Origin of the sequence: Thauera humireducens (assembly GCF_001051995.2) — a bacterium.
In the GTDB taxonomy this organism is placed as follows: Bacteria; Pseudomonadota; Gammaproteobacteria; order Burkholderiales; family Rhodocyclaceae; genus Thauera; species Thauera humireducens.
In genome coordinates, this window is the sequence record NZ_CP014646.1 from 3,528,423 (window position 1) to 3,550,799 (window position 22,377).

The window sequence follows — 22,377 nt, forward strand, 5'->3', positions numbered from 1 at the left end:
GGCTGGCCCGCTATTTGCTGAGCTTGGTGCATGAATGCCCCACTCGTCTTCCCCGCCGATAACCTCGTCGCGCCGCCGCGGCAGCAGGGCTGGCAAGCGGCCTTGTCACTGGCCTACGCCCGCCGCGGAGAACGGAGCGTGCTGGTCCGCCGCAGCCATGTCGGGCCGTTGGTGGTGCAGCGACCGCTGTATCCGGAAGGGGATACGGTCTGCCACACCGTCCTGGTGCATCCGCCGGCCGGCATTGCCGGTGGCGACCGCCTGCAGGTGACGGTGCAGGTCGATGACGGTGCCCATGCCTTGCTGACCACGCCGGGGGCGGGCAAGTGGTACCGCAGCGCCGGCGCCGCCGGCGCCCTGGTGCAGCGCATCGCGGTGGCCGCGGGCGGCGTGTGCGAGTGGTTGCCGCAGGAGAGCATCGTCTATGACGGTGCGCTCGGCGAGCTGGCGACCGAGGTGCGCCTGCAGGGCGACGCCTGCTTCATCGGCAGCGAGATGGTGTGCTTTGGCCGCACGGCCGCCGGTGAGCGCTTCGGCCGCGGTGAGATGGCGATGCGCATCCGCATCGAGCGCGATGGTCGCCCGCAGTGGCTGGAGCGCGGCGTGCTGCGCGGCGGCGATGCGCTGCTGGGCGCGGCGGTGGGGCTGCAGGGGCAGCCGGTGAGCGGCAGCTTCATCGTCGCTTCGCCGCGCTGCGATGCGGACCTGCTGGCCGCGTGGCGCGACATCGTGCCCGCGGCCGGCGAAGGCGGCGTGACCCTGCTGCCGGGCCTGCTGGTGGCGCGCTGGCTGGGGCCGGCCTGCGAGCCCGGACGCGAATGGTTCGCCCGCCTGTGGGCGAGCGTGCGGCCGGCGGTCGCCGGGCGGGCGGCGCAGACGCCGCGCATCTGGAACACCTGATCAACCCGTTGGCGGCGCGCTGGCGCCGCGGAGGACACGATGGAACTGAGCCCACGCGAGAAGGACAAGCTGCTGATCTTCACCGCCGGCCTGCTGGCGGAGCGTCGCCGTGCGCGCGGCCTGCGTCTCAACTATCCGGAGGCGGTGGCCTTCATCAGCTGCGCGATCCTGGAGGGCGCGCGGGACGGCCGCACGGTGGCCGAGCTGATGAGCCACGGCGCCACCCTGCTGACGCGAGACGAGGTGATGGAGGGGGTGGCGGAGATGATTCCGGACATCCAGGTGGAGGCGACGTTTCCTGACGGGACGAAGCTGGTGACCGTGCATAACCCGATCGTTTGAGTCTGCGATGCGGCTGCAATTTTTCGGTGCTGCCCGCGACCGCCACGCCGGGTATTTGCTCTGCAGGCTGCGGAACTCGCCCTGCGGGCTCGGACAGTCCTCGCCTGCGCCGCAAACACCCGACATGACGATCGCTACCTTGTTGCGATCTGCATTGCCTCGCCATTGGGAGAAGAGTGAATGATTCCCGGAGAATATTTCGTCGCCGACGGCGACATCGAACTCAACGTCGGCCGCGCCACGCTGAGGCTGGTGGTGAGCAACACGGGGGACAGGCCGATCCAGGTCGGTTCGCACTACCACTTCGCCGAGACCAACACGGCGCTGGCCTTCGATCGCGCGGCGGCGCGCGGCTTCCGGCTGAACATTGCCGCCGGCACCGCGGTGCGCTTCGAGCCGGGGCAGTCGCGCACCGTCGAGCTGGTGGCGCTGGATGGGGAGCGCGAAGTCTATGGCTTCAACGGTCTCGTGATGGGAGCGCTGGAATGAGCACGATCTCGCGCCGCGCGTACGCGGAGATGTTCGGCCCCACAGTGGGCGACAAGGTCCGGCTGGCCGACACCGCGCTGGTGATCGAGGTCGAGAAGGACTTCACGATCTACGGCGAGGAGGTGAAGTTCGGCGGCGGCAAGGTGATCCGCGACGGCATGGGGCAGGGGCAGGGCGTCTCGGCCGACGTGGCGGACACCCTCATCACCAACGCGCTGATCGTCGATGCGGTAACCGGCATCGTGAAGGCCGACGTCGGCCTCAAGGACGGCCGCATCTGGAAGGTCGGCAAGGGCGGCAATCCGGACATCCAGCCCGGGGTGACGATTCCCATCGGCGCCGGCACCGAGGTGATCGCCGGCGAGGGCATGATCCTGACCGCGGGCGGCATCGACAGCCACATCCACTGGATCTGCCCGCAGCAGATCGAGGAGGCGCTGATGTCGGGCGTTACCACCATGCTCGGCGGCGGCACCGGGCCGGCGACCGGCACCTATGCCACCACCTGCACGCCGGGGCCGTGGCACATCCACCGCATGCTGGAGGCGGCCGAGGCGTTTCCGATGAACATGGGCTTCTTCGGCAAGGGCAACGCCAGCCTGCCGGCGCCGCTGAAGGAGCAGGTGGCGGCCGGGGTGATCGGCCTGAAGCTGCACGAGGACTGGGGCACGACGCCGGCGGCGATCGACAACTGCCTGACCGTGGCGGACGCGATGGACATCCAGGTCGCCATCCATTCCGACACGCTCAACGAATCCGGCTTCGTCGAGACCACGCTGGCGGCCTTCAAGGGGCGCACCATCCACACCTTCCACACCGAAGGTGCGGGCGGCGGCCATGCGCCGGACATCATCAAGGCGATCAGCCGGCCCAACGTGCTGCCGTCGTCGACCAACCCGACGCGGCCGTACACGGTCAACACCATCGACGAGCATCTCGACATGCTGATGGTGTGCCACCACCTCGATCCGGCCATTGCCGAGGACGTGGCCTTCGCCGAGTCGCGCATCCGCCGCGAGACCATCGCCGCCGAGGACATCCTGCACGACACCGGCGCGTTCTCGATGATGTCGTCGGACTCGCAGGCCATGGGCCGCGTGGGCGAGGTGGTGATCCGCACCTGGCAGACCGCGCACAAGATGAAGCTGCAGCGCGGTCCGCTGCCGCAGGACGCCGGTAGCGGCAACGACAATTTCCGCGTGCGGCGCTACATCGCCAAGTACACGATCAACCCGGCGGTCACGCACGGCATCGCGCACGAGGTGGGCTCGATCGAGCCGGGCAAGCTCGCCGACCTGGTGCTGTGGCGGCCGGCCTTCTTCGGCGTCAAGCCGAGCCTGATCCTGAAGGGCGGCATGATCGCCGCCGCGGCGATGGGCGACCCCAATGCCTCGATCCCGACACCGCAGCCGGTGCATTACCGGCCGATGTTCGGCAGCTTCGGCAAGGCGCTGAAGACCTCGGTGACCTTCGTGTCGCAGGCTGCGCTGGGCAACCCCGCGGTCGCCGCGCTCGGCCTGCAGAAGCGGCTGGTGGCGGTGAAGGGCTGCCGCACGGTGACGAAGGCCGACATGGTGCTCAACGACGCCACGCCGGCGATCGAGGTCGATCCCGAGACCTACGTGGTGCTGGCCGACGGCGAGCACCTCACCTGCGAGCCCGCCCCGGAGTTGCCGATGGCGCAGCGCTATTTCCTGTTCTGACCGAATCCCGGACACATCATGCCGATCAACAAGGAATCGCTCGAAGACTTCGTCATGCCCGACGCCGCGCCGACGGTGCTGCTGATCGAGGCCCTCTACGACGGCGACGCGCCGGCGACCGAGGTGCTCGAGCTGGATTTCAGCACGCGCACCAAGAGCCGCCTGCGCGCACGGCTCGCCTCCGGCGCCGAGGCCGGCCTGTTCCTGCCGCGCGGCACCATCCTGCGCGGCGGTCAGAAGGTGCAGTCGCGCGACGGCCGCATCGTCGAGGTGCGCTCGGCGCCGGAAGACCTGCTCGAAGCGCGCTGCGCGTCCTCGCTGGCGCTGGCGCGCGCCGCCTACCACCTCGGCAACCGCCACGTCGCCGTGCAGGTCGGGCGCGACGCCGGCGGCGACTGGCTGCGCATCCAGGCCGACCATGTGCTCGAAGGCATGCTGGTCGGGCTGGGGGCGCTGGTCAGCAGCCTGCGCGCGCCCTTCGAGCCCGAGGCCGGCGCCTATGCGCATGGCCACCAGCATCCGGGCGATGGCAGCGGCGCGCGCATCCACCTCATGGCGGGCCATTGAACATGCCTGCGGCGGTCGTCCCGCTCACGGCCGGCGCCGGGTTGCTGCCGCTGGTGCGCCTGCTGCAACTGGCCAGCCCGGCGTTGCCGGTAGGCGCCTACACTTATTCGCAGGGCTTGGAGTGGGCGGTGGAGAGCGGCGCGGTGCGCACGGAGGCGGACGCTGCGGCCTGGATCGGCGACCTGCTGCAGTGGAGCCTGGCGCGCTTCGAGGCGCCGCTGCTGGCCAGCCAGTTCGCTGCCTGGACGGCAGGCGATGACGCCGAGGTGGCGCGTCTGAACGACGACTTCCTCGCCAGCCGCGAGACGGCCGAACTGCGCGCCGAGACGGTGCAGATGGGCTGGTCGCTGGTGCGCCTGCTGAGCGAGCTGGACGCCTTTGCCGCGTTGCCCGGCTGGCGTGCGCGCCTGCTGGCGATCGACACGCCGTGCTTTCCCTGCGCCTGGTCGGCGGCGGCCGCCGCCTGGCAGGTGCCGGGCGACCAGGCGCTGGCGGCCTACCTGTGGGCCTGGGCCGAGAACCAGGTGATGGCGGCGGTGAAGGCGGTGCCGCTGGGCCAGAGCGCGGGCCAGCGTCTGCTGGCGGCAATCGGCCAGCGCATCCCGCCACTGGTCGAGGCCGCGTGCAGCCTGCCCGAGGCGCAGTGGAGCAACTACACCCCGGGGCTGGCGATCGCCAGCAGCCGGCACGAAACCCAATACACGAGGTTGTTCAGATCATGAGCACGAGCATTCCCGATCACCGCGGCCCGCTGCGCGTCGGCATCGGCGGGCCGGTCGGTTCCGGCAAGACCGCGCTGACGCTGGCGCTGTGCCTGGCGCTGCGCGACAGGTACAACATCGCCGTCGTCACCAACGACATCTACACCGCCGAGGACGCCCAGTTCCTGGTGCGCAACGAGGCGCTCGCGCCCGAGCGCATCATCGGCGTCGAGACCGGCGGCTGCCCGCACACCGCGATCCGTGAGGATGCCTCGATCAACCTCGAGGCGGTGGACCGGCTCAACGCGCGCTTCCCGGGGCTGGACATCATCTTCGTCGAGTCCGGCGGCGACAACCTGGCGGCGACCTTCTCGCCCGAGCTGTCGGACCTGACGATCTACGTCATCGACGTGTCGGCCGGCGACAAGATCCCGCGCAAGGGCGGCCCCGGCATCACCCGCAGCGACCTGCTGGTGATCAACAAGATCGACCTCGCGCCGCTGGTGGGCGCCTCGCTCGAAGTCATGGACCGCGATGCGCGCAGGATGCGCGGCACGCGTCCCTTCATCTTCTCCAACCAGAAGACAGGGCAGGGGCTGGCCGACATCATCGACTTCATCGAGCGCCAGGGCATGCTGGTTACCGCCTGAGTCGCCGCACGCAACATCCATCTGCAGGAGAACACACCATGAAGACCCGCTCCGCGCTCGCCGCCGTCGCCCTCGCCACCGCATCGGGCGCCGCGTTCGCCCACCCCGGCCACGAATCGGCCAGCTTCTTCACCGGCTTCACTCACCCGCTGGGCGGCCTCGACCACCTGCTGGCGATGCTCGCCGTCGGCTTGTACGCCGCGCATCAGCCCGGCACCACGCGTTGGATGCTGCCCGCCGGCTTCGTGCTGGCGATGCTCGCCGGCGCGGGGCTGGGCGCGCTTGGCGTCGCACTGCCGGCGGTGGAGGCCGGCATCGCGGCTTCGGTGCTGGTGCTCGGCCTGTTGATCGCACTCGCCGCGCGGTTGCCGCTGGCGGCCAGCCTGCCGCTGGTCGCGGCCTTCGCGCTGTTCCACGGTCATGCTCACCACGCCGAGATGGGCGGCGCCAGCCTCGTGACCTACGCGGCGGGTTTCGCGCTCGCCACTGCGCTGCTGCACGGGGCAGGCTACGCGATCGCGCGCTGGATGCCGCAGACGCGTGTCGGCAATGCGATCAGGCGCGTCGCCGGTCTGGTGGTGGCGGGCGTGGGCGGCGCGATGCTCGGCGCCTGAGTGCGCAGCAGACGGGGCGCGCTCGGCCCCGTCTGCGTCATTACGCCGTGCGGAACTTGCCTGACAGTTCCGCCAGTCCCATCGCCAGGCGCTGCAGGCCGAAAGCCGCTTCGTCTGTCTGGCGCGACGTGGCCACCATCTCGTCCGTGCCTTGCGAAACGTGTTCCACGCGGCCGGCGATCTCGCGTGCAGCGGCGGCCTGTTCCTGAAGGGCGAGGGTGATGGCGTCCACCGCCTCGGTGACCTGCGTGCTGCCCTGGCGCATCTCGTGCAGTTCGTCGCCCGCGCGCGAGGCGAGCGCCACGCCGGCCTGAACCCGTGACACGCCATGATCCATGCTGCTGCCGGCGGCGCTGGCCTTGGCCTGGATGGGGCCGATCATCGACGCGATCCGCACGGTGGCCGAGCTGGTGCGCTCGGCGAGCTTGCGCACCTCATCGGCGACGACGGCAAAGCCCCGACCCTGTTCGCCCGCTCGTGCCGCCTCGATCGCGGCGTTGAGCGCCAGCAGGTTGGTCTGGTCGGCAATCTCGCGGATCACCGTCACGATGGCCGAGATCTCGCCCACCTGGCCTTCGAGCTCGCGGATGCTCGACGCAGTCTCGGACACCGAGGCGGCGATGCGGTGCATCTCGTCGATGGTGTCGCGGATGATGCGGGTGCTTTCCTCCGAGCGTCGCGCCGAATCCAGGGTCACGGTGCGGGCTTCGCTGGCGTTCGATTCGACCTGGTCGATCGACACCGACAATTGCTCGACCGCCGCCGCCATGCTGTTGGTGGCGGCCGCCTGCTGCTCGGCCGTGCCCGAGACGTTGGCCGAGGCGGCGCCGAGCTCGCGCGACTGCCGCGACAGTTCCTCCATGTTGTGGCGCAGCTCGCCGATGACCTCCTGCAGGTTGTTGCGCATGATGCTCATCTGCGCCAGCAGCTGGCCGATCTCGTCCTCGCCGTCGACCGCCACCGGTCGGGCGAGGTTGCCGGCGGCGATGGCCTGTGCCGCTTCGCCCGCGGCGGCAAAGCCGCGACTCAGGCGGTGCAGGAGGCTCCAGCCCATCAGGGTGCCGACGCTGATGCCGAGACCGAACAGGATCGCGTAGAGGATGAAGTCGCGCTCGTGCTGGGCCTCCGTCAGTCGCATCTCGGCTGCGGCTTTCGCGGCGTGGTGTTCGCGCAGCGCGGCGAGCCCGGCGTGGGCGGCCGCGCCCTCGGTGCGCCGGGCGTCGAGCAGGGCCTGCAACGCGGCCGGGCCGGTGTCGCCGGCTCGGATGCGTTCGGCGACACCGTCGAGCCGTCGCCACCAGGCCTGCAGGGGCTCTTCGAACGCGCGGGCCAGCGCCTGTTCGTCCGGTGCCGACGCGATCCGGCCGTACTCGGCCCACCCGCGTTCGAGTTCGCTGCGGTTCGCGCGTGCGGCCTCGAGCTGCGGCTGCGCGCTTGCCTGCGCGTTGCCGGGCAGGGCCTGCATCGCCAGCAGCAAGGCGGTGTGGCCGCCGTCCAGATGTTCCGCCAGGGTGCCGAGCTGGAGCGCGGGGATCAGGTTGCCACTGTAGATACGGTCCTGGCTGTCGCGAGCCTGCATCAGGCCGTACACGCCGAGGGCGATCGACAGGTAGAACAGGGCGGTGGCGAAGCCGGCCCAGGCCCAGAACCGGTGCGAGATCCGCACGCGTCGCCACTGCTGGCGCAGGGTCGCCAGCGCTCCCCGGCGGATGACGCTGCCTTCGTGCAGCGCCAGTGAGGCGTCCTGGCGCATGCGCGCATACAGCGCCTCGGCGGCAGCGATCTCCTGTGCGGCCGGCGCGGTGCGCACCGAATGGTAGCCGCCGCCCGGCAGCGGGTTCGCGTTGGCCCGCACCCAGTAGTGGTCGCCGTCCTTGCGCCGGTTCTTGACCAGCCCGCTCCACGGGCGGCCGCGCTTGAGCGTGGCCCAAATGTCGCGAAACGCCTCGGCCGGCATGTCGGGGTGGCGCACCAGGTTGTGCGGCTGGCCCAGCAACTCCTCGCGCGTGAATCCGGAGATGCTGACGAAGGCGTCGTTGGCGTACTCGATGCGCCCCTTGGCGTCGGTGCGCGTGACGATCGTCGTGCCTTCCGGGACCGGATAGTTGCCTTGAGTCACGGGCATGTTGATGCGCATGAGTCGGGTCTCCTTTGCGTGTCTCGACGCGGCCGGTGTTGATGAGGCCCGCGATTGTGCTTGTGGGGGGTTACAACGCGGTGGCAGGGCAGGGTGGCCGGAGCCATGTTTCAGCGAAATCGACTGCGGGGAGGGGGTGTCCGAAATGGAAACCCTGTGCCTCGACGCAGCCCAGTGCGTGCAGGCATTCGGCCTGACGGGCGTCTTCCACGCCCTCGGCCAGCGGGGTGAGTCCGAGGTTCTGCGCCATGGCGATGATCGTGCGCACGATGCCGTGGTCATTGCCGTCTTCCAGCATGTCGCGCACGAAGGAGCGGTCGATCTTCAGCGTATGCACCGGGAAGCGCTTGAGGTAGGACAAGGACGAATAGCCCGTGCCGAAGTCGTCGATGGCGAAGGCGAACCCGGCGTCGACCAGGGCCTGCGTGACCTCCATGGCGCAGTGCGGATCGCGCATCATGCTCGACTCGGTGAGCTCGATCTCGAAGTGCGACGGGGTCAGCCCGGCGGCGTCGATGATTGCCAGCGCGCGTGCGGCGAAATCCTTCTCGTCGATCTGGCGCGCGGAAACGTTGATGGCGACGCGGGGCGGCAGGGGCAAGCCGGCGTCGCGCCAGGCGCACAACTGGCGACAGGCCTCGGCCAGCACCCATTCGCCGAGGCGTACCGTCATGCCGCGCTCCTCGATGATGGGCAGGAAGTCGGCGGGTGACACCCAGCCCCATTCCGGGTCCTGCCAGCGCAGCAGCGCCTCGGCACCGGCGAGCGCGCCGTCGCCGATCAGAACCTTGGGCTGGTAGTGCAGCTGCAGCTGGTTGTTGCCCAGCGCCTGACCGAAGCGCTGCACCAGCTCGAGGTCGCGACGCAGGCGCTCGCCCATGTCCGGATTGTAGAAACAGTGGCCGCCGCCGCCGGCCTTGGCCCGGTACATGGCGATGTCGGCATGCTTGATCAGGTTCTGCGCATTCGTCGCGTCGTCGGGATAGACCGCGATGCCGATGCTCGCGCCGAGCTGGAAGTCGGTGCTGCGCACGCCGACGGGTTTGCGCATCGCCGCCAGCAGGCGCAGGGCGATGGCTTCCGCGCCCTGGCGGTTGGTGTCCTCGGCGACCACGACGAATTCGTCGCCCCCCAGCCGCGCGAGCAACTCGTCCTGGCGCATCGTGTCGCGGAACCGACGCGCGACCTCGGCCAGCACCCGGTCGCCGGCCTGATGGCCTTGCGTGTCGTTGATGTCCTTGAAGCGGTCGAGGTCGATGAACAGCAACGCGAGGGGATGGCCCTGCGCGCGCGCGAGGGCAAGCTTCTTCTTCAGGTTCTCGCCGAAGTAGCTGCGGTTCGGCAGCTCGGTCAGGGTGTCGTAGTACGCGAGCCGCTCGATGCGGCCGTCGGTGTGCTTGCGCTCGGTGATGTCCTGCACCGTGCCGATCGCCCAGTGCAGCTGGCCCTCGGCGTCGCGGCAGAACTCTGCGCGCTCCTCCAGCCAGCGCGTCTCGCCGTCGATCTCGATCCGGTGCTCGACCACATAGGGCCGACCCCCGAGGGCGGCCTCCCAGGCGGCCCCGACACGCTCGCGGTCCTCGGGATGGACGCGCGCGAGGAAGTCGGCGTAAGTGACGCGCGTGCCTGCGGGGATCCCGAACAGGCGGTAGGTTTCCTCCGACCATTCGAGCGCCTCGGGGTCGGGGCCTTCGGGCTCGATGCGCCAGCTGCCGATGCGGGCGACGGCCTGGGCCTGACGCAGCAAGGCCTCGTTGCGGGCCAGCCGCTCCTCGGCCTGCAGGCGCAGCCATTCCTCATGGCTGATCTCCTCGATCACCATCAGTGCCCGGTCGCCCTGGTCGCCGAGGCACACCCGCTTGAGCGTGATGCGGGCGCGGCTCTGGGTCCGGCGGCGCACGAGCTGCAGCGAGAAGATCCGGTCGCGCACCGCCGTCCCGCCGCGGAGGACGGCGCGAATCGCCGCGTCCAGATCGTCGGCCCGCAGCACTTCGGCGAGCGGACGATTGAGCGGCACCGCGGAATCCTCGCCGAGCAGGTCGAGAAAGCGGCGGTTGCACGACTCGATGCGCAGCTCGGGCGAGAGCACCAGGATGCCGTCGTGCATGCTGTCGAACACGAGTTCGGCGTAGTTCTTCAGGCCGAGGATGGTCTTGTCGCGGGCCTGGATGTAGGCGTCGATCGCCAGGCCCATGTCCAGCAGGACCACCTTGATGAAGGCCCGCATCGTCGCGATGAAGCCGTCGCGGTCGTCGCCGAAGTGCTCGGAGATGGTCGGCAGCAGGCCGCTCAGATACTTGGCGTAGGCGCCCAGGTACCACTCGGGTGCGAGGCCGACGCGCTGATGGACAAAGCCCACGCGCAGACGATGCTCGAAGTAGTCGCGACCATAGTCGCCTGCGGTGAGCCCCTGGAAATAGGCCGACTGGGTGCGCTGCAGCTGCAGCAGCCCCTCGGCCTCGGGCAACAGGCGGCGCGTCTCCTCGAAGGCATACAGGTGGGCGTAGAAGCCACGGATGAAGTCTTCGGCGTGCTGGTTCAGCGTGGCGTGGACGCGGCGCAGAAGGAGCGCATCGGATTCGCCGAATTCGAGAAATGCCTTGCGGCGGAGAATCTCGGCGTCTCCGAACTCTAGCTCTCCAGCCTTCGCATCCAGGCCCGCATCGTCGATCTTCACGTCCTTCGGCTCCTCGAAAGGGACGAACAGCATCCGCCGGCGATGTCGGCAGCTGGTGATGCAGGCCTCGCATTGCAAGGCCTGCATCTCTCGTTCGGGGAGTCGGGACCGCCTTTTTGAAGGTTTTTTCTAATTTCGGCGAGGAACTATATGCGAAGTCGGAACTTATAGTAATCGTCTATTCGGACGACTTTCCCACTGATGCTGTCCGGCCAGCCCGGTGGCGGCACGCAGCTTCGTGACGCAGGCGCGCTCGTTGGCGGGTGGGACAGACCTTCCTGGCCGTCGGCGCCGTATCATCTTGCGCATGCCCCCGCCCAGGAGATCGTGATGGACCTCGACGCTTTCGTTCGCGCCTTGCCCAAGGCGGAGCTGCACCTGCACATCGAGGGCTCCCTCGAGCCCGAGATGATGTTCGAGCTGGCGTGCCGCAACGGCGTCGCATTGCCATGGGACAGTGTCGAGGCCACGCGCGCGGCCTATGCCTTCAGCGACCTGCAGAGCTTCCTCGACCTTTATTACGCGGGGGCGGCGGCGCTGATCCAGGAGCGCGACTTCTTCGACCTGGCGATGGCCTACTTCGAGCGCGCGCACGCCGACGGTGTGGTGCATGCCGAGCTGTTCTTCGATCCGCAGACCCACACCGCGCGCGGCATCGCCTTCGAGACCGTGCTCGACGGCCTGGAGCGCGCGTGTGGCGAAGCCCAGGCGCGCTGGGGCATCAGCTCGCGCCTGATCCTGTGCTTCCTGCGCCACCTCAGCGAGGAGGACGGCCTTGCCACGCTGCAGCAGGCGCTGCCGCATCTGGCGCGCATCCACGGCGTCGGGCTGGATTCGTCCGAGAAGGGGCATCCGCCGAGCAAGTTCCTGCGCCTCTTCGCGCGCTGTCGCGAACTGGGCCTGCATATCGTCGCCCACGCCGGCGAGGAGGGGCCGCCGGCCTACATCGTCGAGGCGCTGGATCTGCTCGGCGTCGAGCGCATCGACCACGGCGTGCGTGCGGCCGAGGATGCGGCGCTGATGGCGCGCCTGGCGCGCGAGCAGGTGGCGCTGACGGTGTGTCCGTTGTCCAACGTGAAGCTGTGCGTGTTCCAGCGGCTGGAACAGCACAACCTGAAGCAGCTGCTCGACGCCGGGCTGAAGGTGACGATCAACTCCGACGATCCTGCGTATTTCGGTGGCTACATCGCGCAGAACTACGTCGACACGGCGCGCGCGCTGGGCTTGAGCCGGGTGGAGCTGAAGCGCATCGCGCGCAACAGCCTGGAGGCGAGCTTCGTGCCCGAAGCGCTGCGCCAGCCCTGGTTCGAGCGGCTGGACGCGCTGCCGGTCTGAGTCGTGCCTTACGGCGTGGCGGAATGGCGCTCAGGGCCAGTCCGCAAAGCTGCGGATCGTGTCCTCGCGCCGGTCGCTGTGCTGGCGGGTGATCTGGTTGCGGTAGCGCGCAGGAGTGCTGCCGGTGCGGATGCGAAAGAAGCGCGTGAAGTGCGTGGCGTTGCGGAAGCCGAGGTCGGCGGCAACCTGTTCGATGCTCAGGCCCGAGCGCACGAGCTGCAGGCAGGCCTCGTGGGCGAGACGGTCGTGCACCAGGTCGAGCGGGGAACGCTTGAGGGTGCGCACGCAGATGTCGTGCAGGCGGTCGTGCGACAGCCCGAGCGCTTCGGCATAGCGTCCGATGCGCCAGTGCTCCCGGAAATGCAGCTCGACCATGTGACGAAAGCGCATCAACAGCGCGCCCTGCGTACTCGCCGACTGGCGGCCCGCGGCTTCCAGTCCGGACAGGCGCCAGCACTGGATCAGGATCACGCCGAGCTGGGCCGTCAGGAAGCGCCAGGAGGCGCCGCCCTCACGCCCCAGTTCGCGCTCGATCGCGCCGAACGCGTGGGCCAGATCATCGAACAGTGCGGCGTCGGGCTCGCTGCTGACGATCAGGGACTGTTCGGCCATGTAGCGCAAGGGTACGGATTCCGCGCCCTTGCCGATGGCGTCGACGAGCAGCAGGTCGGAGAAGAACAGCACCTGGGCCGGCGTACCGGCATCCAGGCGCAGGAAGTGCCTGGGCTGGACGGAGACGAGGATGCACGCGGGGCCGTTGATCTCCCGGCTGTCGTCGCCGACGCTCAGCATGGCGTGGCCCGAGGGCAGCAGGATGGCGGCGCGCGCGGGCCCGCCGCGTTCGTTCCACAGCGCATGCCGCCGCGGGCCGAGGGCGCTCGGGAAACGGCGCAGCACGACGTTCGCCTCGATGTGGCGCCGGTAGTGGGCAGTATCGATCGTGGCCGTGGTGTGCACGTCGGCGGGTTACAGCGGATAGTCCTGCGGCTGCGTCTGCACGCTGATCCAGCGCAGCTCGGTGAACTCGTCGATGGCCGGCTTGCCGCCGAAACGCCCCCAGCCGCTGGCCTTCAGTCCGCCGAAAGGGATCTGCGCCTCGTCCTGCACGGTGGGGCCGTTGATATGGCAGATGGCCGATTCGATGCGTTTGGCGACCTGCAGCGCGCGCAGGGTGTCGCGGCCGAAGATCGCCGCTGACAGCCCGTATTCGCTGTCGTTGGCGATCGAGATGGCTTCCTCGATGTCGTCGAAGCGGATGATCGCGGCGATCGGGGCGAAGGTCTCCTCGTGGTAGAGCCGCATCGTCGGCGTCACGTGGTCGACCAGGGTGGGCTGCGCGATGCTGCCGCTCACCTCGCCGCCGACCAGCAGCGAAGCGCCCTTCTGAATCGCGTCCGCGACCAGGTGATGGACGCGCTCCGCGGCTTCGGCGCTGATCATCGAGCCAAGCGGGCAATCCGTGGCGCCGGCGGTCAGCGTGCGCGCGTGGGCGGTGAGGCGTGCGATGAAATCGTCGGCGATGCGCTGGTCGACGAGGATGCGCTCGGTCGACATGCAGATCTGGCCCTGGTTGAAGAACACGCCGAAAGCCGCTGCCTTCACCGCCTCGTCAACGTCGGCGTCGTCGAGCACCAGGAGCGGCGCCTTGCCTCCCAGGCCGAGCAGGCAGGGTTTGAGGTGGCGGGCGCAGCGTTCGGCCACCATCCGGCCGACGCGCGTCGAGCCGGTGAAGCTGACGCGGCGCACGGCGGGGTGGGCGATCAGTGCCTCGACGATCCGACCGGAGTCCTCCGGGGCGTTGAGCACGACGTTGCACACGCCCGGCGGGAAGCCCGCGTCCCGCAGCACTTCGCCGATCAGGCGGTGGGTGAGCGGTGACAGCTCCGAGCCTTTCAGCACGACGGTGTTGCCGCAGGCAAGCGGCATGGCGATGGCGCGCACGCCGAGCAGCACGGGCGCGTTCCAGGGGGCGAAGGCCAGCACGACACCTGCGGGCTGGCGCAGCACCATGGCGATCGAGCCGGGCCGGTTGGAGGGGATGATGTCGCCCTGCACATGGGTGACCATGGCGGCCGCTTCACGCAGGATGTCGGCAGCGAGCTGGCAGTTGAACCGGGCCCACGCCGCGGTGGTGCCGGTCTCGGCCAGGATGGCCGCCTCGAATCGATCCGAACGCGCGAGCAGGAGATCGGCCGCCGCATACAGCAGATGCTGGCGCTGCGCCGGCAGGACTTCGCCCCAGGGACCGAAAGCCGCGGCGGCGGCATCGACCGCTGCGGTGGCGTCGGCGACCGAGGCCGCCGCGGCACGGGTCACGACTTCGCCGCTGACCGGGTTACGACAGTCGAACTGCGCATCGCCGGTGGCGGCAAGGTCGCGGTTGTTGATGAGGAGAGGGGCGAGCTGCATGGGTCTCCCGTTCTGGCAACCGCCCAGCACGGTCAGCACGCCCCGTCCGCTACCGCGGCATGCTCGTTACGGGCCAGAGCGCGTCGTCGTTGATGGGTTTTGGATCATACCCTCAAACATCAACATTGACGCCGCCCGGCCCGGCAGCACGCGTTCCGCTCAGAACGGGTAGGGACGCGGCGCGTGCTGCAGCGTGATCCACTGCGCGCGGGTGAACTCCTCGATCGCCCATTCGCCGTTGAAGCGGCCCAGGCCGGAGTTTTTCTCGCCGCCGAACGGCGCGTTCGGCTGGTCGTCCAGGGTCATGTCGTTGATGTGCGTCATGCCGACCACGATGCCACGGGCAAAGCGCACGCCGCGCTCGAGGTTGGCGGTGAACACCGCGCTCGACAGGCCGTATTCGGACTGGTTCGCCAGTTCCAGCGCGTGCGCTTCGTCGCGCGCCTTGATGATCGGCAGCACCGGGCCGAAGGTCTCGTCGATGGCGATGGACCACGTCGGGTCGACATCGGCGAAAACATGCGGCGGGACGACATTGTCCTGGGCCTCGCCGCCCACCACCAGGCGGGCGCCATCGCGCTTGGCACGCTCGATGCGGGCGAGCACGTCGTCGCGCTGCTTCGCGTTGATCAGCGGGCCGATGACGGTGGCGGGGTCGGCCGGATCGCCGAACTTCAGCCCCTCGACGCGCTGCTTCACCTCGGCCACGAAGGCGTCGTACACCTTGGCGTCGACGATGACGCGGTTGGTGCTCATGCAGATCTGACCCTGGTGCAGGAAGCGGCCGACGACGGCGGCGTTGGCGGCGACGGCGATGTCGGCGTCGTCGAGCACGACCAGCGGCGCATTGCCACCGAGTTCCAGCGCGACGCGCTTGATGTGGCGACCGCCGGTGGCCAGGCGACCGACGCTGCGACCGACTTCGGTCGAGCCGGTGAAGGAGATCAGGCTCGGCACCGCGTGGTCGACGAAGTGGTCGCCGATCTCGCTACCGGCGCCGACGACGACGTTGAACAGCCCGGCGGGCAGGCCGGCCTCCTCGTAGATCTTCGCCAGCAGCAGGCCGCCGCTGACCGGCGTGTCGCTCGCCGGCTTCACCACGACCGCATTGCCCAGCGCCAGCGCAGGCGCCACCGAACGGGCGGTGAGGTGGAAGGGGAAGTTCCACGGGCTAATGACGCCCACCACGCCGAGCGGCGAGCGATAGACGCGGCTTTCCTGGTTCGGCACGCCGGCGGCGAGGATGCGGCCCTCGACGCGGCTGGGGAAGGTCGCCGACTCCATCGTGATGCGGCGTGCGCTGTCCCACTCGATCAGCGCCTTCAGGCGCGTGCTGCCCGATTCGCGCACGATCCATTCCTGCACTTCGGCGGCGCGGGCGACGAGGAGGTCGGCAGCGCGGCGGATGACGTCTGCGCGCTCCTCGGGCAGGCGTGCGGCCCATTCGCGCTGGGCGCGGGCGGCGGCGGCATAGGCGTCATCCACGTCGGCGACGTTGGCCAGGCGGATGTCGGCCAGCTGTTCGCAGTTGAAGGGGTTGGTGTCGACCAGGCGGCGCTCGGAGCGCCCGGCGCGCCATTGGCCGCCGATCGGCTGCAGGTCGAAACCGGTGTAGGCGGGGGGATTCTGGGTCGTCATGAGGTTGCGCTCCGTATTCAGATGTTGATGCCGCACTTGCCCGGGGCGAGGATGCCGTTCGGGTCGAGGGCGCGCTTGAGGGTGCGTTCGAGATCGCGTTTGACCGGGCCGTAGGACTGGGCCACGCGCTCCTGGAAGGCCGTGTTGACGCGGTACACCGCGTAGCCTTCCTTCTCGAACTCGTCGAGCAGTTCGCTGAAGCAGGCGTTGGCGCGCGCGGTCTCTTCGGGGTTGCTGCGGTCGAACAGCACGTCGATGACGTGGTGCATGTCGCGCCAGCCGACGATGAACTCACCCACGTAGTCGAGGCCGTGCTTGTTGAGGATGGTCTTGGCGAGCTTCATCTGCTTCTCGCACTCGCTGCCGCGCGCCTGGCTGACGGGGGCGAACCACATCGAGCCACCGCCTCCGCGCCAGTTGTAGAGGCCGAATTCCTGCAGGTTGGGCACGCCGGACATCAGCTGCGCGCGGTACTTGAAGGGCTGGGTGTCGCCCGCGTCCTCCTGGGTGATGATGCGGCCCTTGCCGGCCTTCTTGATCACGTCGGTGACGATCTTCCAGTTCACCTCGACCTGCTCGGGCGTGCCGTACAGGGCGGCATACACGTTCCAGGCCCCGAGGTGCTTGTCCTTCTGGATCTGCTTGAGCACCGAATCCGGCGTGGCGCCCGGGGTGCTCATGTAGTCGGAGCGGCGGGTATTGCAGGTGGCGGCTTCCCACAGCGTGCCGGCGATCACCACCGAGTTCGGAATGATCTGGGCGATGCGCAGCGGGCGCAGCATCTCGACGATGTCGCTGATGTCGGACTCTTCGTCGAACTGGATCTCGAAGGGCTTGAACACCGGTGGCTTGGGCATCAGCCAGAAGCCCATCTTGGTGCAGATGCCGTAGTTCGACTGCGTGAACATGCCGTCGAGGGTCGGGCCGTAGCCCCACTTGAACACCTGCCAGGCCTTGTCGCCCTTGACCGAACCCATGCCAGTGCGCAGCACTTCGCCGTTGGGCAGCACGACTTCCATGCCGCACTGCATCAGGAAGTGCTCGCCATACGGGGTGTAGCCCACGCCGCGATCCATGGTGTTGCCGAGCGGGCCGGCAATCGCCGACGGTGCCGAGAACGACAGCATCAGCGGCAGCTTGTTCTCCTCGATGTAGTCGTAGAGCTGCTGGTAGGTGACGCCGGGTTCGACCAGCGCAGTGCACAGCTCGGGGTCGACGTGGAGGATCTTGTTCATCAGTCGCAGGTCGAGGATGACCTGGCCGCGCTCGACCGGGGCGGCCGAGCCGTAGCCGAAGTTGCGGCCGGTGGAGATCGTCCAGATCGGCACCTTGTAGGTGTTGCAGACGCGGACGATGGCCTGGATCTGCTCGACGGTGGTGGCCAGCAGCACGGCCGACGCGGCGTGCTCGGCGGTATCGACCGCCATCATGATCTTGCCGTAGGGCAGCAGCTTGTCGGCGGTGGTCAGCACCTTGTCGGCACCGAGGATGGCGGTGAATTCCTGGATGGCCGCATCGAAATCACGCTCGGAGACGTTTTGCGGCAGGACGCTGTACTTGCTCATGAGGGCTCCGTTCAGATGATGCAGGTGAAGGACATGTAGGAGATGCCGTCCGGCGCGTAGGCGGCGCCGGCTGCGCCGTCGTCTGCGGCGCCAGCAAGCAGCGCGGGCTGGCTGTGTGCCTGCGCGACCGCCAGTTCGCCAATCCGTGCGGCCCAGCCGGCGGCGCCGGCTTCGGCACTGAGGCGGTGATGGCTCATCGCGAGGACGCTGCCTCCCGCGTCGCGAATGCGGTCGAGCACCAGCATTGCGGTGGCCGAGTCGGTCAGGCCGACGATGGCCGTTACCTCGCCGGCCGCGGAAGCGCGCAGGGCGGTGAGTGCGGCCGGGTTGCGGTCGCCGATCGCGTGGGGCGGCAGCAGGGTCGCCGTCGTTCCGGCGGTTGCGCGCTCGACGCCACGCACGAAGGCGGCATCAAGAGGATGTCCGGCGGTGACCGGCAGCACGCGCTGCCTGTGCGGGGAAGCCGCGCCGGAGGAGCCCGACCGGGCACCGTCGCTGGCGTGGGCCGCCGCTGCGATGGGGGCAGCGACACCTGCCGCTGCGATCGATTTCAGTACTTCGCGTCGCTTGGCATTCATGGCTTTGATCTCCATCAATTCCTGGCGGCGCTCTTCGACAGATACTCCGCGACCGCCTGCAGCGTGTCGTCGTCGACGTCGGTCACGCGAAAGGCTGGCATCGCGTTCAGGCCCGAACGCGCGATGGTCGTGAAGATGGCCGGGGGCAGGCCACGGCCGAGCAGCACGGGACCGATGCCGGCCTCGTGGCAACGGGCACAGACCTTTTCGTAGAAGCGGCGTCCCTTGTCCTGGTCGGCTGCCGTGCCGGCGGCCTGTGCCGAGGCGGCGAAGCCGAGCGCGAGCAGGATGGCGCCACCTGCCGCGCGCAGGGCAGAGTGCGGTTTGAAAGCGTTCAAGTTTTTGTCCTCTGTTCAGGGGCAATGGCTGGCGGCCGCCGGACATGGGGTCGCGACAAGCCGAACCGGCCAGGCGGTCGTAATGGGATTTTTTTGTTATGGGATGACTTCGTCGGAAGTGCAACGAAGACAGGGCCGAGCGAGACTGCGCGACGCTTCGCTCGCGTCACGGCGTCCTGATACTGCAGATGCTGCAGTGGAACGTCCCTGAGGGCAGGGGATGCTTTTGACGAGGCCTGCCGGGATAAGACTCTAACGGCGGCCTTTCAGCCAAACAATATCGTTTTTTGGGTTAATTTGACCGTTTATTGGGTGAATGGGCGGCGTCTCTGCCCTCAGCCCCGGGTGCGCACCCAGCGCACGATGTCGGTGGTGCCCATCGCACCGGCCTGGCGCGCGATCTCGCGTCCGCCGCGGAACAGCAACAGTGTCGGGATGCTGCGGATACCGAAGCGTGCGGCGATGGCCTGTTCGGCTTCGGTGTCGAGCTTTGCGACCCGGACCTGCGGCTCGAGCTGGCGGGCAGCCTCGGCGAAGGCGGGCGCCATCATCCGGCAAGGGCCGCACCACGGCGCCCAGAAGTCCACCAGCACCGGAATGTCGTTGCGACCGATATGGCGGTCGAAGCTGGCGGCAGTCAGTTCCAGCGGTTCGGCGCGGAACACCGGCTGCTTGCATTTGCCACAGGCCGGCGCGTCCGTCAGGCGGTCCGCGGGGATACGATTGACGGCATCGCAGTGCGGGCAGACGAGGTGAAGAGCGTCGCTCATGCCGGGGCTCCTTTGATCAGGTTCTGCTCATGTATGGCCGCCGGCCGCGGATTCAAGAGGCCGTGCGAACCTTGGGGCCGATCCATGTCCAATCGTCAGTCACCCTTCAGGAGCCCGTGCCCATGAATTCTCCCCGCATTGTCGTGATGGCCGGCAGCAGCCGGCGCGAGGCGCTGTCGCGCAAGGTGGCCGCTGCGTGTATCGCGCCGCTGGCGGCAGCTGGCGCCGACGTCGACCTGGTGGAACTGGCCGATCATCCTGCGCCGCTCTACAACGGCGATCTCGAGGTGGAGTCAGGGTTGCCCGAGGGCATCGTCAGCCTGCAGCAGCGCCTCGCGGCCGCTGACGGGCTGCTGGTGGTGAATCCGGAATACAACGGCTCGATCACCCCGCTGCTCAAGAATGCGCTCGACTGGTGTTCGCGGCCGAACCCGGCGGACCGTGCGCGCTCGGGCGGTGCGGTGTATGCAGGGCGCGCCGCGGCGGTGGTCGGCACCTCGCCGGGGGCGCTCGGCGGCATGCGCGTGCTGTTCCACGTGCGCGACATCCTCGGCTATCTGGGCATGCAGGTGATCCCGCAGCAGCTGGCGATCGGCAAGGCGGGCGAGGCGGTCGGCGACGATGGGTGCCTGCGCGATCCGGCGCAGCGCGAAGCGCTCGACAAGCTGGCGCAGGCGCTGGTGGATACCGCGCGACGGCTGCGTCGTTGAGGCGCCTCAGTCGGCCTTGCCCGGTCCGTCCCGCATGGCGCGCACCAGCGCGCGTGCCTGGTCGAACACCTGTTCCGCCTGGGTGGGCTCGAAGTCGCTCGCATAGCGCTTCCTGACGCCCTGCTCGTTGAGCAGCACGTGTCGCGTGGGGCTGACGCCGCGCTGCGCCAGGCTGCTGCGGGTGCATTCGAGCACGCAGCCGTCGAGGGCGAGGATCGGCCGGCCCGATTGCGCGATCTTCACCAGGTGCGGCACGTTGCCGCCGACGCCGGCAATGCAGGACATTTCGGCCTCACCTTCGCGGTCGAGCCGCAACGCCACGTGGTTGGCCAGCTGCGCGGCGCTGGAGCAACCGGAGCAGGCATAGACGAGCGGCAGGTCGGGGTGGCGGCCGGACATGGCGGGCGTTCCTGGCGAAGACTGAAAGCCGATTGTCCTTCGCCCCGCCATGCGCCGCCTTGGCGCGGATCAAGTGGCGCGGATCAAGTGGCGCGACGCTCGCCCGCCGACGCGCATCCGCGACGCGCTTGCGTTCAGGTGCTCCAGATGACCGGCGTTTCTTCCTTCAGCGAAGCTTCCATCATGTCCAGCAGCGGCCAGGCACGTTGGGCGAGCCCGACCGGGGCCGCCATGCCGCTGCGGCCGGCCTCGCGGTCGGCGGCCTCATCGTCGGCCGAGCGTTGGCGCTCCAGCTCGGCCTGACGCGCGCGGTCTTCCTCGATGGCCGCGCGCAGGCGGGCGATGGCGCCAGGCAGCTGGTCGACGGTGACGATGCCCTGGGTGTCGGCCGGATCCTTGCCGATCGTCCCGATGAGCTTCTTCGCCGGTTCGCCCAGCATCAGCACGTCGGCGCTGGCCGCGGACTTGAACGTGTACAGCATGCAGGTCTCCTTGTCGGGCGGCGGGCTTACAGGCCCTTGACCGCGTAGATGCCCGGCGCGTTGCGCCAGTAGCCCTTGTAGTCCATGCCGCAGCCGAACAGGAAGCGGTCGGCGATGTCGAGGCCGCTGAAGTCAGCCCGCATTCCCGGGGAGGCCTTGCGGTCGTGCAGCTTGTGGACCAGCACGGCCGATAGCACTTCGGCGGCGCCTTCGTCCTTCAGGTGCTCGATGATGGCCTTCAGCGTGTGACCCTCGTCGAGGATGTCGTCCAGCACCAGCACGGTGCGGCCGCGCAGGTCCTGCGTGGGGCGCACGCGCCAGTCGAGCAGGGTGCCCTGCAGCGCATGGCCGTAGCGGGTGGCGTGCAGGTAGGCGACTTCGAGCGGGAAGGGCAGGCGCGGCAGGATGCGGCCGGCGAGGATCAGGCCGCCGTTCATGACCGCGTAGACCAGCGGGTTGCGGTCGGCCAGGCGGGCGGTGATGGCTTCGGCCATGCGGTCGAGCGCCGCCTCCACGGTGGCATCGTCGGCGAGGCAGTCGGCCTCGGCCATGGCGCGTTTGATCTGTTCGAGGTCTTGGGACATGTCGATGGCCGCGGGCCGGGCGCCCTGCGCGTGTTCGGGCCCGCCATTTTAGCGCCTAACGCGGCGCGGAATTTGCGGCTTGTGCGCTTGTGCGCGGGACATCGGCGCGGTAAAAGAGGCGCTCATCGTCCCCTCGCCCGGAATCCGCCATGCCCATCCACGAAATCCGCCATCCGCTCGTGCGCCACAAGATCGGCCTGATGCGCGAGGCCGACATCAGCACCAAGAAATTCCGCGAACTGACTGCCGAGATCGCGCGCCTGCTGGCCTACGAGGCATGCAAGGATTTTCCGATGGAGACGGTCGAGATCCAGGGCTGGGCCGGGCCGGTGCAGATCGAGCAGATCAAGGGCAAGAAGGTCACCGTGGTGCCGATCCTGCGCGCGGGGCTGGGCATGCTCGACGGCGTCCTCGACATGATGCCGAGCGCCAAGGTCAGCGTGGTGGGCATCGCCCGTGACGAGGAGACCCTGCAGCCCGAGCCGTATTTCGAGAAGTTCGTCGGCCAGCTGGGCGAACGCATGGCCCTGATCATCGACCCGATGCTGGCCACCGGCGGTTCGATGGTGGCCACGGTCGACATGCTCAAGCGCAAGGGCTGCACCCAGGTGCGTGCGCTGGTGCTGGTGGCGGCGCCCGAAGGCATCGCGCTGATGAACGAGAAGCACCCCGACGTCGAGATCTTCACCGCGAGCATCGACAGCCACCTCAACGAGCACGGCTACATCATTCCCGGGCTGGGCGACGCGGGCGACAAGATCTTCGGTACCCGCCACAACTGACTTGCGG

Annotated in this window: 23 protein-coding genes; 11 read left to right on the forward strand and 12 right to left on the reverse strand. The window is 68.8% G+C overall.

Features of this window, described 5'->3' with window-relative positions:
• The first annotated feature begins 30 nt into the window (after positions 1-30).
• The 8 genes from AC731_RS16375 to AC731_RS16410 all read left to right on the forward strand — a co-directional run bounded on the left by AC731_RS16375 (position 31) and on the right by AC731_RS16410 (position 5,966).
• Positions 31-900: an urease accessory protein UreD gene (locus AC731_RS16375; protein WP_048707705.1), complete on the forward strand. Its 870-nt coding sequence runs from the start codon at positions 31-33 to the stop codon at positions 898-900.
• 39 nt (positions 901-939) lie between these two features.
• Positions 940-1,242, forward strand: a complete 303-nt coding sequence (gene ureA, locus AC731_RS16380; protein WP_004264416.1) for an urease subunit gamma — start codon at positions 940-942, stop codon at positions 1,240-1,242.
• A 180-nt stretch (positions 1,243-1,422) separates the two neighbouring features.
• Positions 1,423-1,731 carry an urease subunit beta gene (locus tag AC731_RS16385; protein WP_048707708.1) on the forward strand — a complete coding sequence of 103 codons (309 nt, stop codon included), beginning with the start codon at positions 1,423-1,425 and terminating at the stop codon, positions 1,729-1,731.
• Positions 1,728-3,434, forward strand: a complete 1,707-nt coding sequence (gene ureC / locus AC731_RS16390; protein ID WP_048707710.1) for an urease subunit alpha — start codon at positions 1,728-1,730, stop codon at positions 3,432-3,434. Before AC731_RS16385 ends, ureC begins: the two co-directional genes overlap by 4 nt.
• A gap of 18 nt (positions 3,435-3,452) precedes the next feature.
• Positions 3,453-4,001: an urease accessory protein UreE gene (gene ureE, locus AC731_RS16395; protein WP_048707713.1), complete on the forward strand. Its 549-nt coding sequence runs from the start codon at positions 3,453-3,455 to the stop codon at positions 3,999-4,001.
• A gap of 2 nt (positions 4,002-4,003) precedes the next feature.
• Positions 4,004-4,723 carry an urease accessory protein UreF gene (locus tag AC731_RS16400; protein ID WP_048707715.1) on the forward strand — a complete coding sequence of 240 codons (720 nt, stop codon included), beginning with the start codon at positions 4,004-4,006 and terminating at the stop codon, positions 4,721-4,723.
• A complete protein-coding gene (ureG, locus tag AC731_RS16405; protein WP_048707718.1) occupies positions 4,720-5,352 on the forward strand; it encodes an urease accessory protein UreG in 633 nt (210 codons plus the stop codon). Before AC731_RS16400 ends, ureG begins: the two co-directional genes overlap by 4 nt.
• Before the next feature lie 38 nt (positions 5,353-5,390).
• Entirely contained in the window at positions 5,391-5,966 is a 576-nt protein-coding gene (locus AC731_RS16410) for a HupE/UreJ family protein (protein ID WP_048707719.1), read from the forward strand.
• A 40-nt stretch (positions 5,967-6,006) separates the two neighbouring features.
• Here AC731_RS16410 and AC731_RS16415 read toward each other — a convergent pair whose 3' ends face one another.
• Positions 6,007-8,103: a methyl-accepting chemotaxis protein gene (locus tag AC731_RS16415; RefSeq protein WP_048707721.1), complete on the reverse strand. Its 2,097-nt coding sequence runs from the start codon at positions 8,101-8,103 to the stop codon at positions 6,007-6,009.
• Positions 8,104-8,173: 70 nt separating this feature from the next.
• A complete protein-coding gene (locus AC731_RS16420; protein WP_169800068.1) occupies positions 8,174-10,813 on the reverse strand; it encodes an EAL domain-containing protein in 2,640 nt (879 codons plus the stop codon).
• A gap of 297 nt (positions 10,814-11,110) precedes the next feature.
• On the opposite strand from AC731_RS16420, the gene AC731_RS16425 reads away from it, so the two are divergent.
• Entirely contained in the window at positions 11,111-12,115 is a 1,005-nt protein-coding gene (locus AC731_RS16425; protein ID WP_048707727.1) for an adenosine deaminase, read from the forward strand.
• Positions 12,116-12,145: 30 nt separating this feature from the next.
• Here AC731_RS16425 and AC731_RS16430 read toward each other — a convergent pair whose 3' ends face one another.
• From AC731_RS16430 to trxC, 7 genes are all read right to left on the reverse strand, one after another.
• A complete protein-coding gene (locus AC731_RS16430) occupies positions 12,146-13,072 on the reverse strand; it encodes a helix-turn-helix domain-containing protein (protein ID WP_237266554.1) in 927 nt (308 codons plus the stop codon).
• A 9-nt stretch (positions 13,073-13,081) separates the two neighbouring features.
• Positions 13,082-14,524, reverse strand: coding sequence for an aldehyde dehydrogenase (locus AC731_RS16435; protein WP_048707731.1), 1,443 nt, complete (start codon positions 14,522-14,524; stop codon positions 13,082-13,084).
• 159 nt (positions 14,525-14,683) lie between these two features.
• Positions 14,684-16,162: an aldehyde dehydrogenase family protein gene (locus AC731_RS16440; protein WP_048707732.1), complete on the reverse strand. Its 1,479-nt coding sequence runs from the start codon at positions 16,160-16,162 to the stop codon at positions 14,684-14,686.
• Positions 16,163-16,179: 17 nt separating this feature from the next.
• The gene (locus AC731_RS16445; RefSeq protein ID WP_048707735.1) at positions 16,180-17,727 is read right to left on the reverse strand and encodes an FAD-binding oxidoreductase; all 1,548 of its coding nucleotides are present in this window, start codon (positions 17,725-17,727) and stop codon (positions 16,180-16,182) included.
• Positions 17,728-17,738: 11 nt separating this feature from the next.
• A complete protein-coding gene (locus tag AC731_RS16450; RefSeq protein WP_156480738.1) occupies positions 17,739-18,305 on the reverse strand; it encodes a hypothetical protein in 567 nt (188 codons plus the stop codon).
• Positions 18,306-18,319: 14 nt separating this feature from the next.
• Positions 18,320-18,643 carry a c-type cytochrome gene (locus tag AC731_RS16455; RefSeq protein WP_004264312.1) on the reverse strand — a complete coding sequence of 108 codons (324 nt, stop codon included), beginning with the start codon at positions 18,641-18,643 and terminating at the stop codon, positions 18,320-18,322.
• A gap of 335 nt (positions 18,644-18,978) precedes the next feature.
• Complete coding sequence (gene trxC / locus AC731_RS16460) at positions 18,979-19,413, reverse strand: thioredoxin TrxC (RefSeq protein WP_048707740.1); 435 nt, start codon at positions 19,411-19,413, stop codon at positions 18,979-18,981.
• Positions 19,414-19,535: 122 nt separating this feature from the next.
• Between trxC and AC731_RS16465 the strand changes: the two genes are divergently transcribed.
• Positions 19,536-20,123 (forward strand): NADPH-dependent FMN reductase, encoded by a 588-nt coding sequence (locus AC731_RS16465; RefSeq protein ID WP_048707742.1) that lies wholly within the window; start codon positions 19,536-19,538, stop codon positions 20,121-20,123.
• Between the two features lie 6 nt (positions 20,124-20,129).
• On the opposite strand, the gene AC731_RS16470 is transcribed toward AC731_RS16465, so the two are convergent.
• From AC731_RS16470 to AC731_RS16480, 3 genes are all read right to left on the reverse strand, one after another.
• Entirely contained in the window at positions 20,130-20,522 is a 393-nt protein-coding gene (locus AC731_RS16470; RefSeq protein ID WP_048707745.1) for a putative zinc-binding protein, read from the reverse strand.
• 134 nt (positions 20,523-20,656) lie between these two features.
• Positions 20,657-21,004 (reverse strand): DUF1840 domain-containing protein, encoded by a 348-nt coding sequence (locus AC731_RS16475; RefSeq protein WP_004264302.1) that lies wholly within the window; start codon positions 21,002-21,004, stop codon positions 20,657-20,659.
• Between the two features lie 26 nt (positions 21,005-21,030).
• Entirely contained in the window at positions 21,031-21,588 is a 558-nt protein-coding gene (locus tag AC731_RS16480; RefSeq protein ID WP_048707748.1) for a hypoxanthine-guanine phosphoribosyltransferase, read from the reverse strand.
• Positions 21,589-21,737: 149 nt separating this feature from the next.
• On the opposite strand from AC731_RS16480, the gene upp reads away from it, so the two are divergent.
• Positions 21,738-22,370: a uracil phosphoribosyltransferase gene (gene upp, locus AC731_RS16485; protein WP_004264284.1), complete on the forward strand. Its 633-nt coding sequence runs from the start codon at positions 21,738-21,740 to the stop codon at positions 22,368-22,370.
• Positions 22,371-22,377: the final 7 nt, after the last annotated feature.

Excerpts from the sequence above, each read along its gene's own strand:
- AC731_RS16375 (WP_048707705.1), top strand. The coding sequence starts at position 31 with ATGAATGCCCCACTCGTCTTCCCCGCCGATAACCTCGTCGCGCCGCCG.
- ureA (WP_004264416.1), top strand. The coding sequence starts at position 940 with ATGGAACTGAGCCCACGCGAGAAGGACAAGCTGCTGATCTTCACCGCC.
- AC731_RS16385 (WP_048707708.1), top strand. The coding sequence starts at position 1,423 with ATGATTCCCGGAGAATATTTCGTCGCCGACGGCGACATCGAACTCAAC.
- ureC (WP_048707710.1), top strand. The coding sequence starts at position 1,728 with ATGAGCACGATCTCGCGCCGCGCGTACGCGGAGATGTTCGGCCCCACA.
- ureE (WP_048707713.1), top strand. The coding sequence starts at position 3,453 with ATGCCGATCAACAAGGAATCGCTCGAAGACTTCGTCATGCCCGACGCC.
- AC731_RS16400 (WP_048707715.1), top strand. The coding sequence starts at position 4,004 with ATGCCTGCGGCGGTCGTCCCGCTCACGGCCGGCGCCGGGTTGCTGCCG.
- ureG (WP_048707718.1), top strand. The coding sequence starts at position 4,720 with ATGAGCACGAGCATTCCCGATCACCGCGGCCCGCTGCGCGTCGGCATC.
- AC731_RS16410 (WP_048707719.1), top strand. The coding sequence starts at position 5,391 with ATGAAGACCCGCTCCGCGCTCGCCGCCGTCGCCCTCGCCACCGCATCG.
- AC731_RS16415 (WP_048707721.1), bottom strand. The coding sequence starts at position 8,103 with ATGCGCATCAACATGCCCGTGACTCAAGGCAACTATCCGGTCCCGGAA.
- AC731_RS16420 (WP_169800068.1), bottom strand. The coding sequence starts at position 10,813 with ATGCTGTTCGTCCCTTTCGAGGAGCCGAAGGACGTGAAGATCGACGAT.
- AC731_RS16425 (WP_048707727.1), top strand. The coding sequence starts at position 11,111 with ATGGACCTCGACGCTTTCGTTCGCGCCTTGCCCAAGGCGGAGCTGCAC.
- AC731_RS16435 (WP_048707731.1), bottom strand. The coding sequence starts at position 14,524 with ATGCAGCTCGCCCCTCTCCTCATCAACAACCGCGACCTTGCCGCCACC.
- AC731_RS16440 (WP_048707732.1), bottom strand. The coding sequence starts at position 16,162 with ATGACGACCCAGAATCCCCCCGCCTACACCGGTTTCGACCTGCAGCCG.
- AC731_RS16445 (WP_048707735.1), bottom strand. The coding sequence starts at position 17,727 with ATGAGCAAGTACAGCGTCCTGCCGCAAAACGTCTCCGAGCGTGATTTC.
- AC731_RS16450 (WP_156480738.1), bottom strand. The coding sequence starts at position 18,305 with ATGAATGCCAAGCGACGCGAAGTACTGAAATCGATCGCAGCGGCAGGT.
- trxC (WP_048707740.1), bottom strand. The coding sequence starts at position 19,413 with ATGAGCGACGCTCTTCACCTCGTCTGCCCGCACTGCGATGCCGTCAAT.
- AC731_RS16465 (WP_048707742.1), top strand. The coding sequence starts at position 19,536 with ATGAATTCTCCCCGCATTGTCGTGATGGCCGGCAGCAGCCGGCGCGAG.
- AC731_RS16470 (WP_048707745.1), bottom strand. The coding sequence starts at position 20,522 with ATGTCCGGCCGCCACCCCGACCTGCCGCTCGTCTATGCCTGCTCCGGT.
- AC731_RS16475 (WP_004264302.1), bottom strand. The coding sequence starts at position 21,004 with ATGCTGTACACGTTCAAGTCCGCGGCCAGCGCCGACGTGCTGATGCTG.
- AC731_RS16480 (WP_048707748.1), bottom strand. The coding sequence starts at position 21,588 with ATGTCCCAAGACCTCGAACAGATCAAACGCGCCATGGCCGAGGCCGAC.
- upp (WP_004264284.1), top strand. The coding sequence starts at position 21,738 with ATGCCCATCCACGAAATCCGCCATCCGCTCGTGCGCCACAAGATCGGC.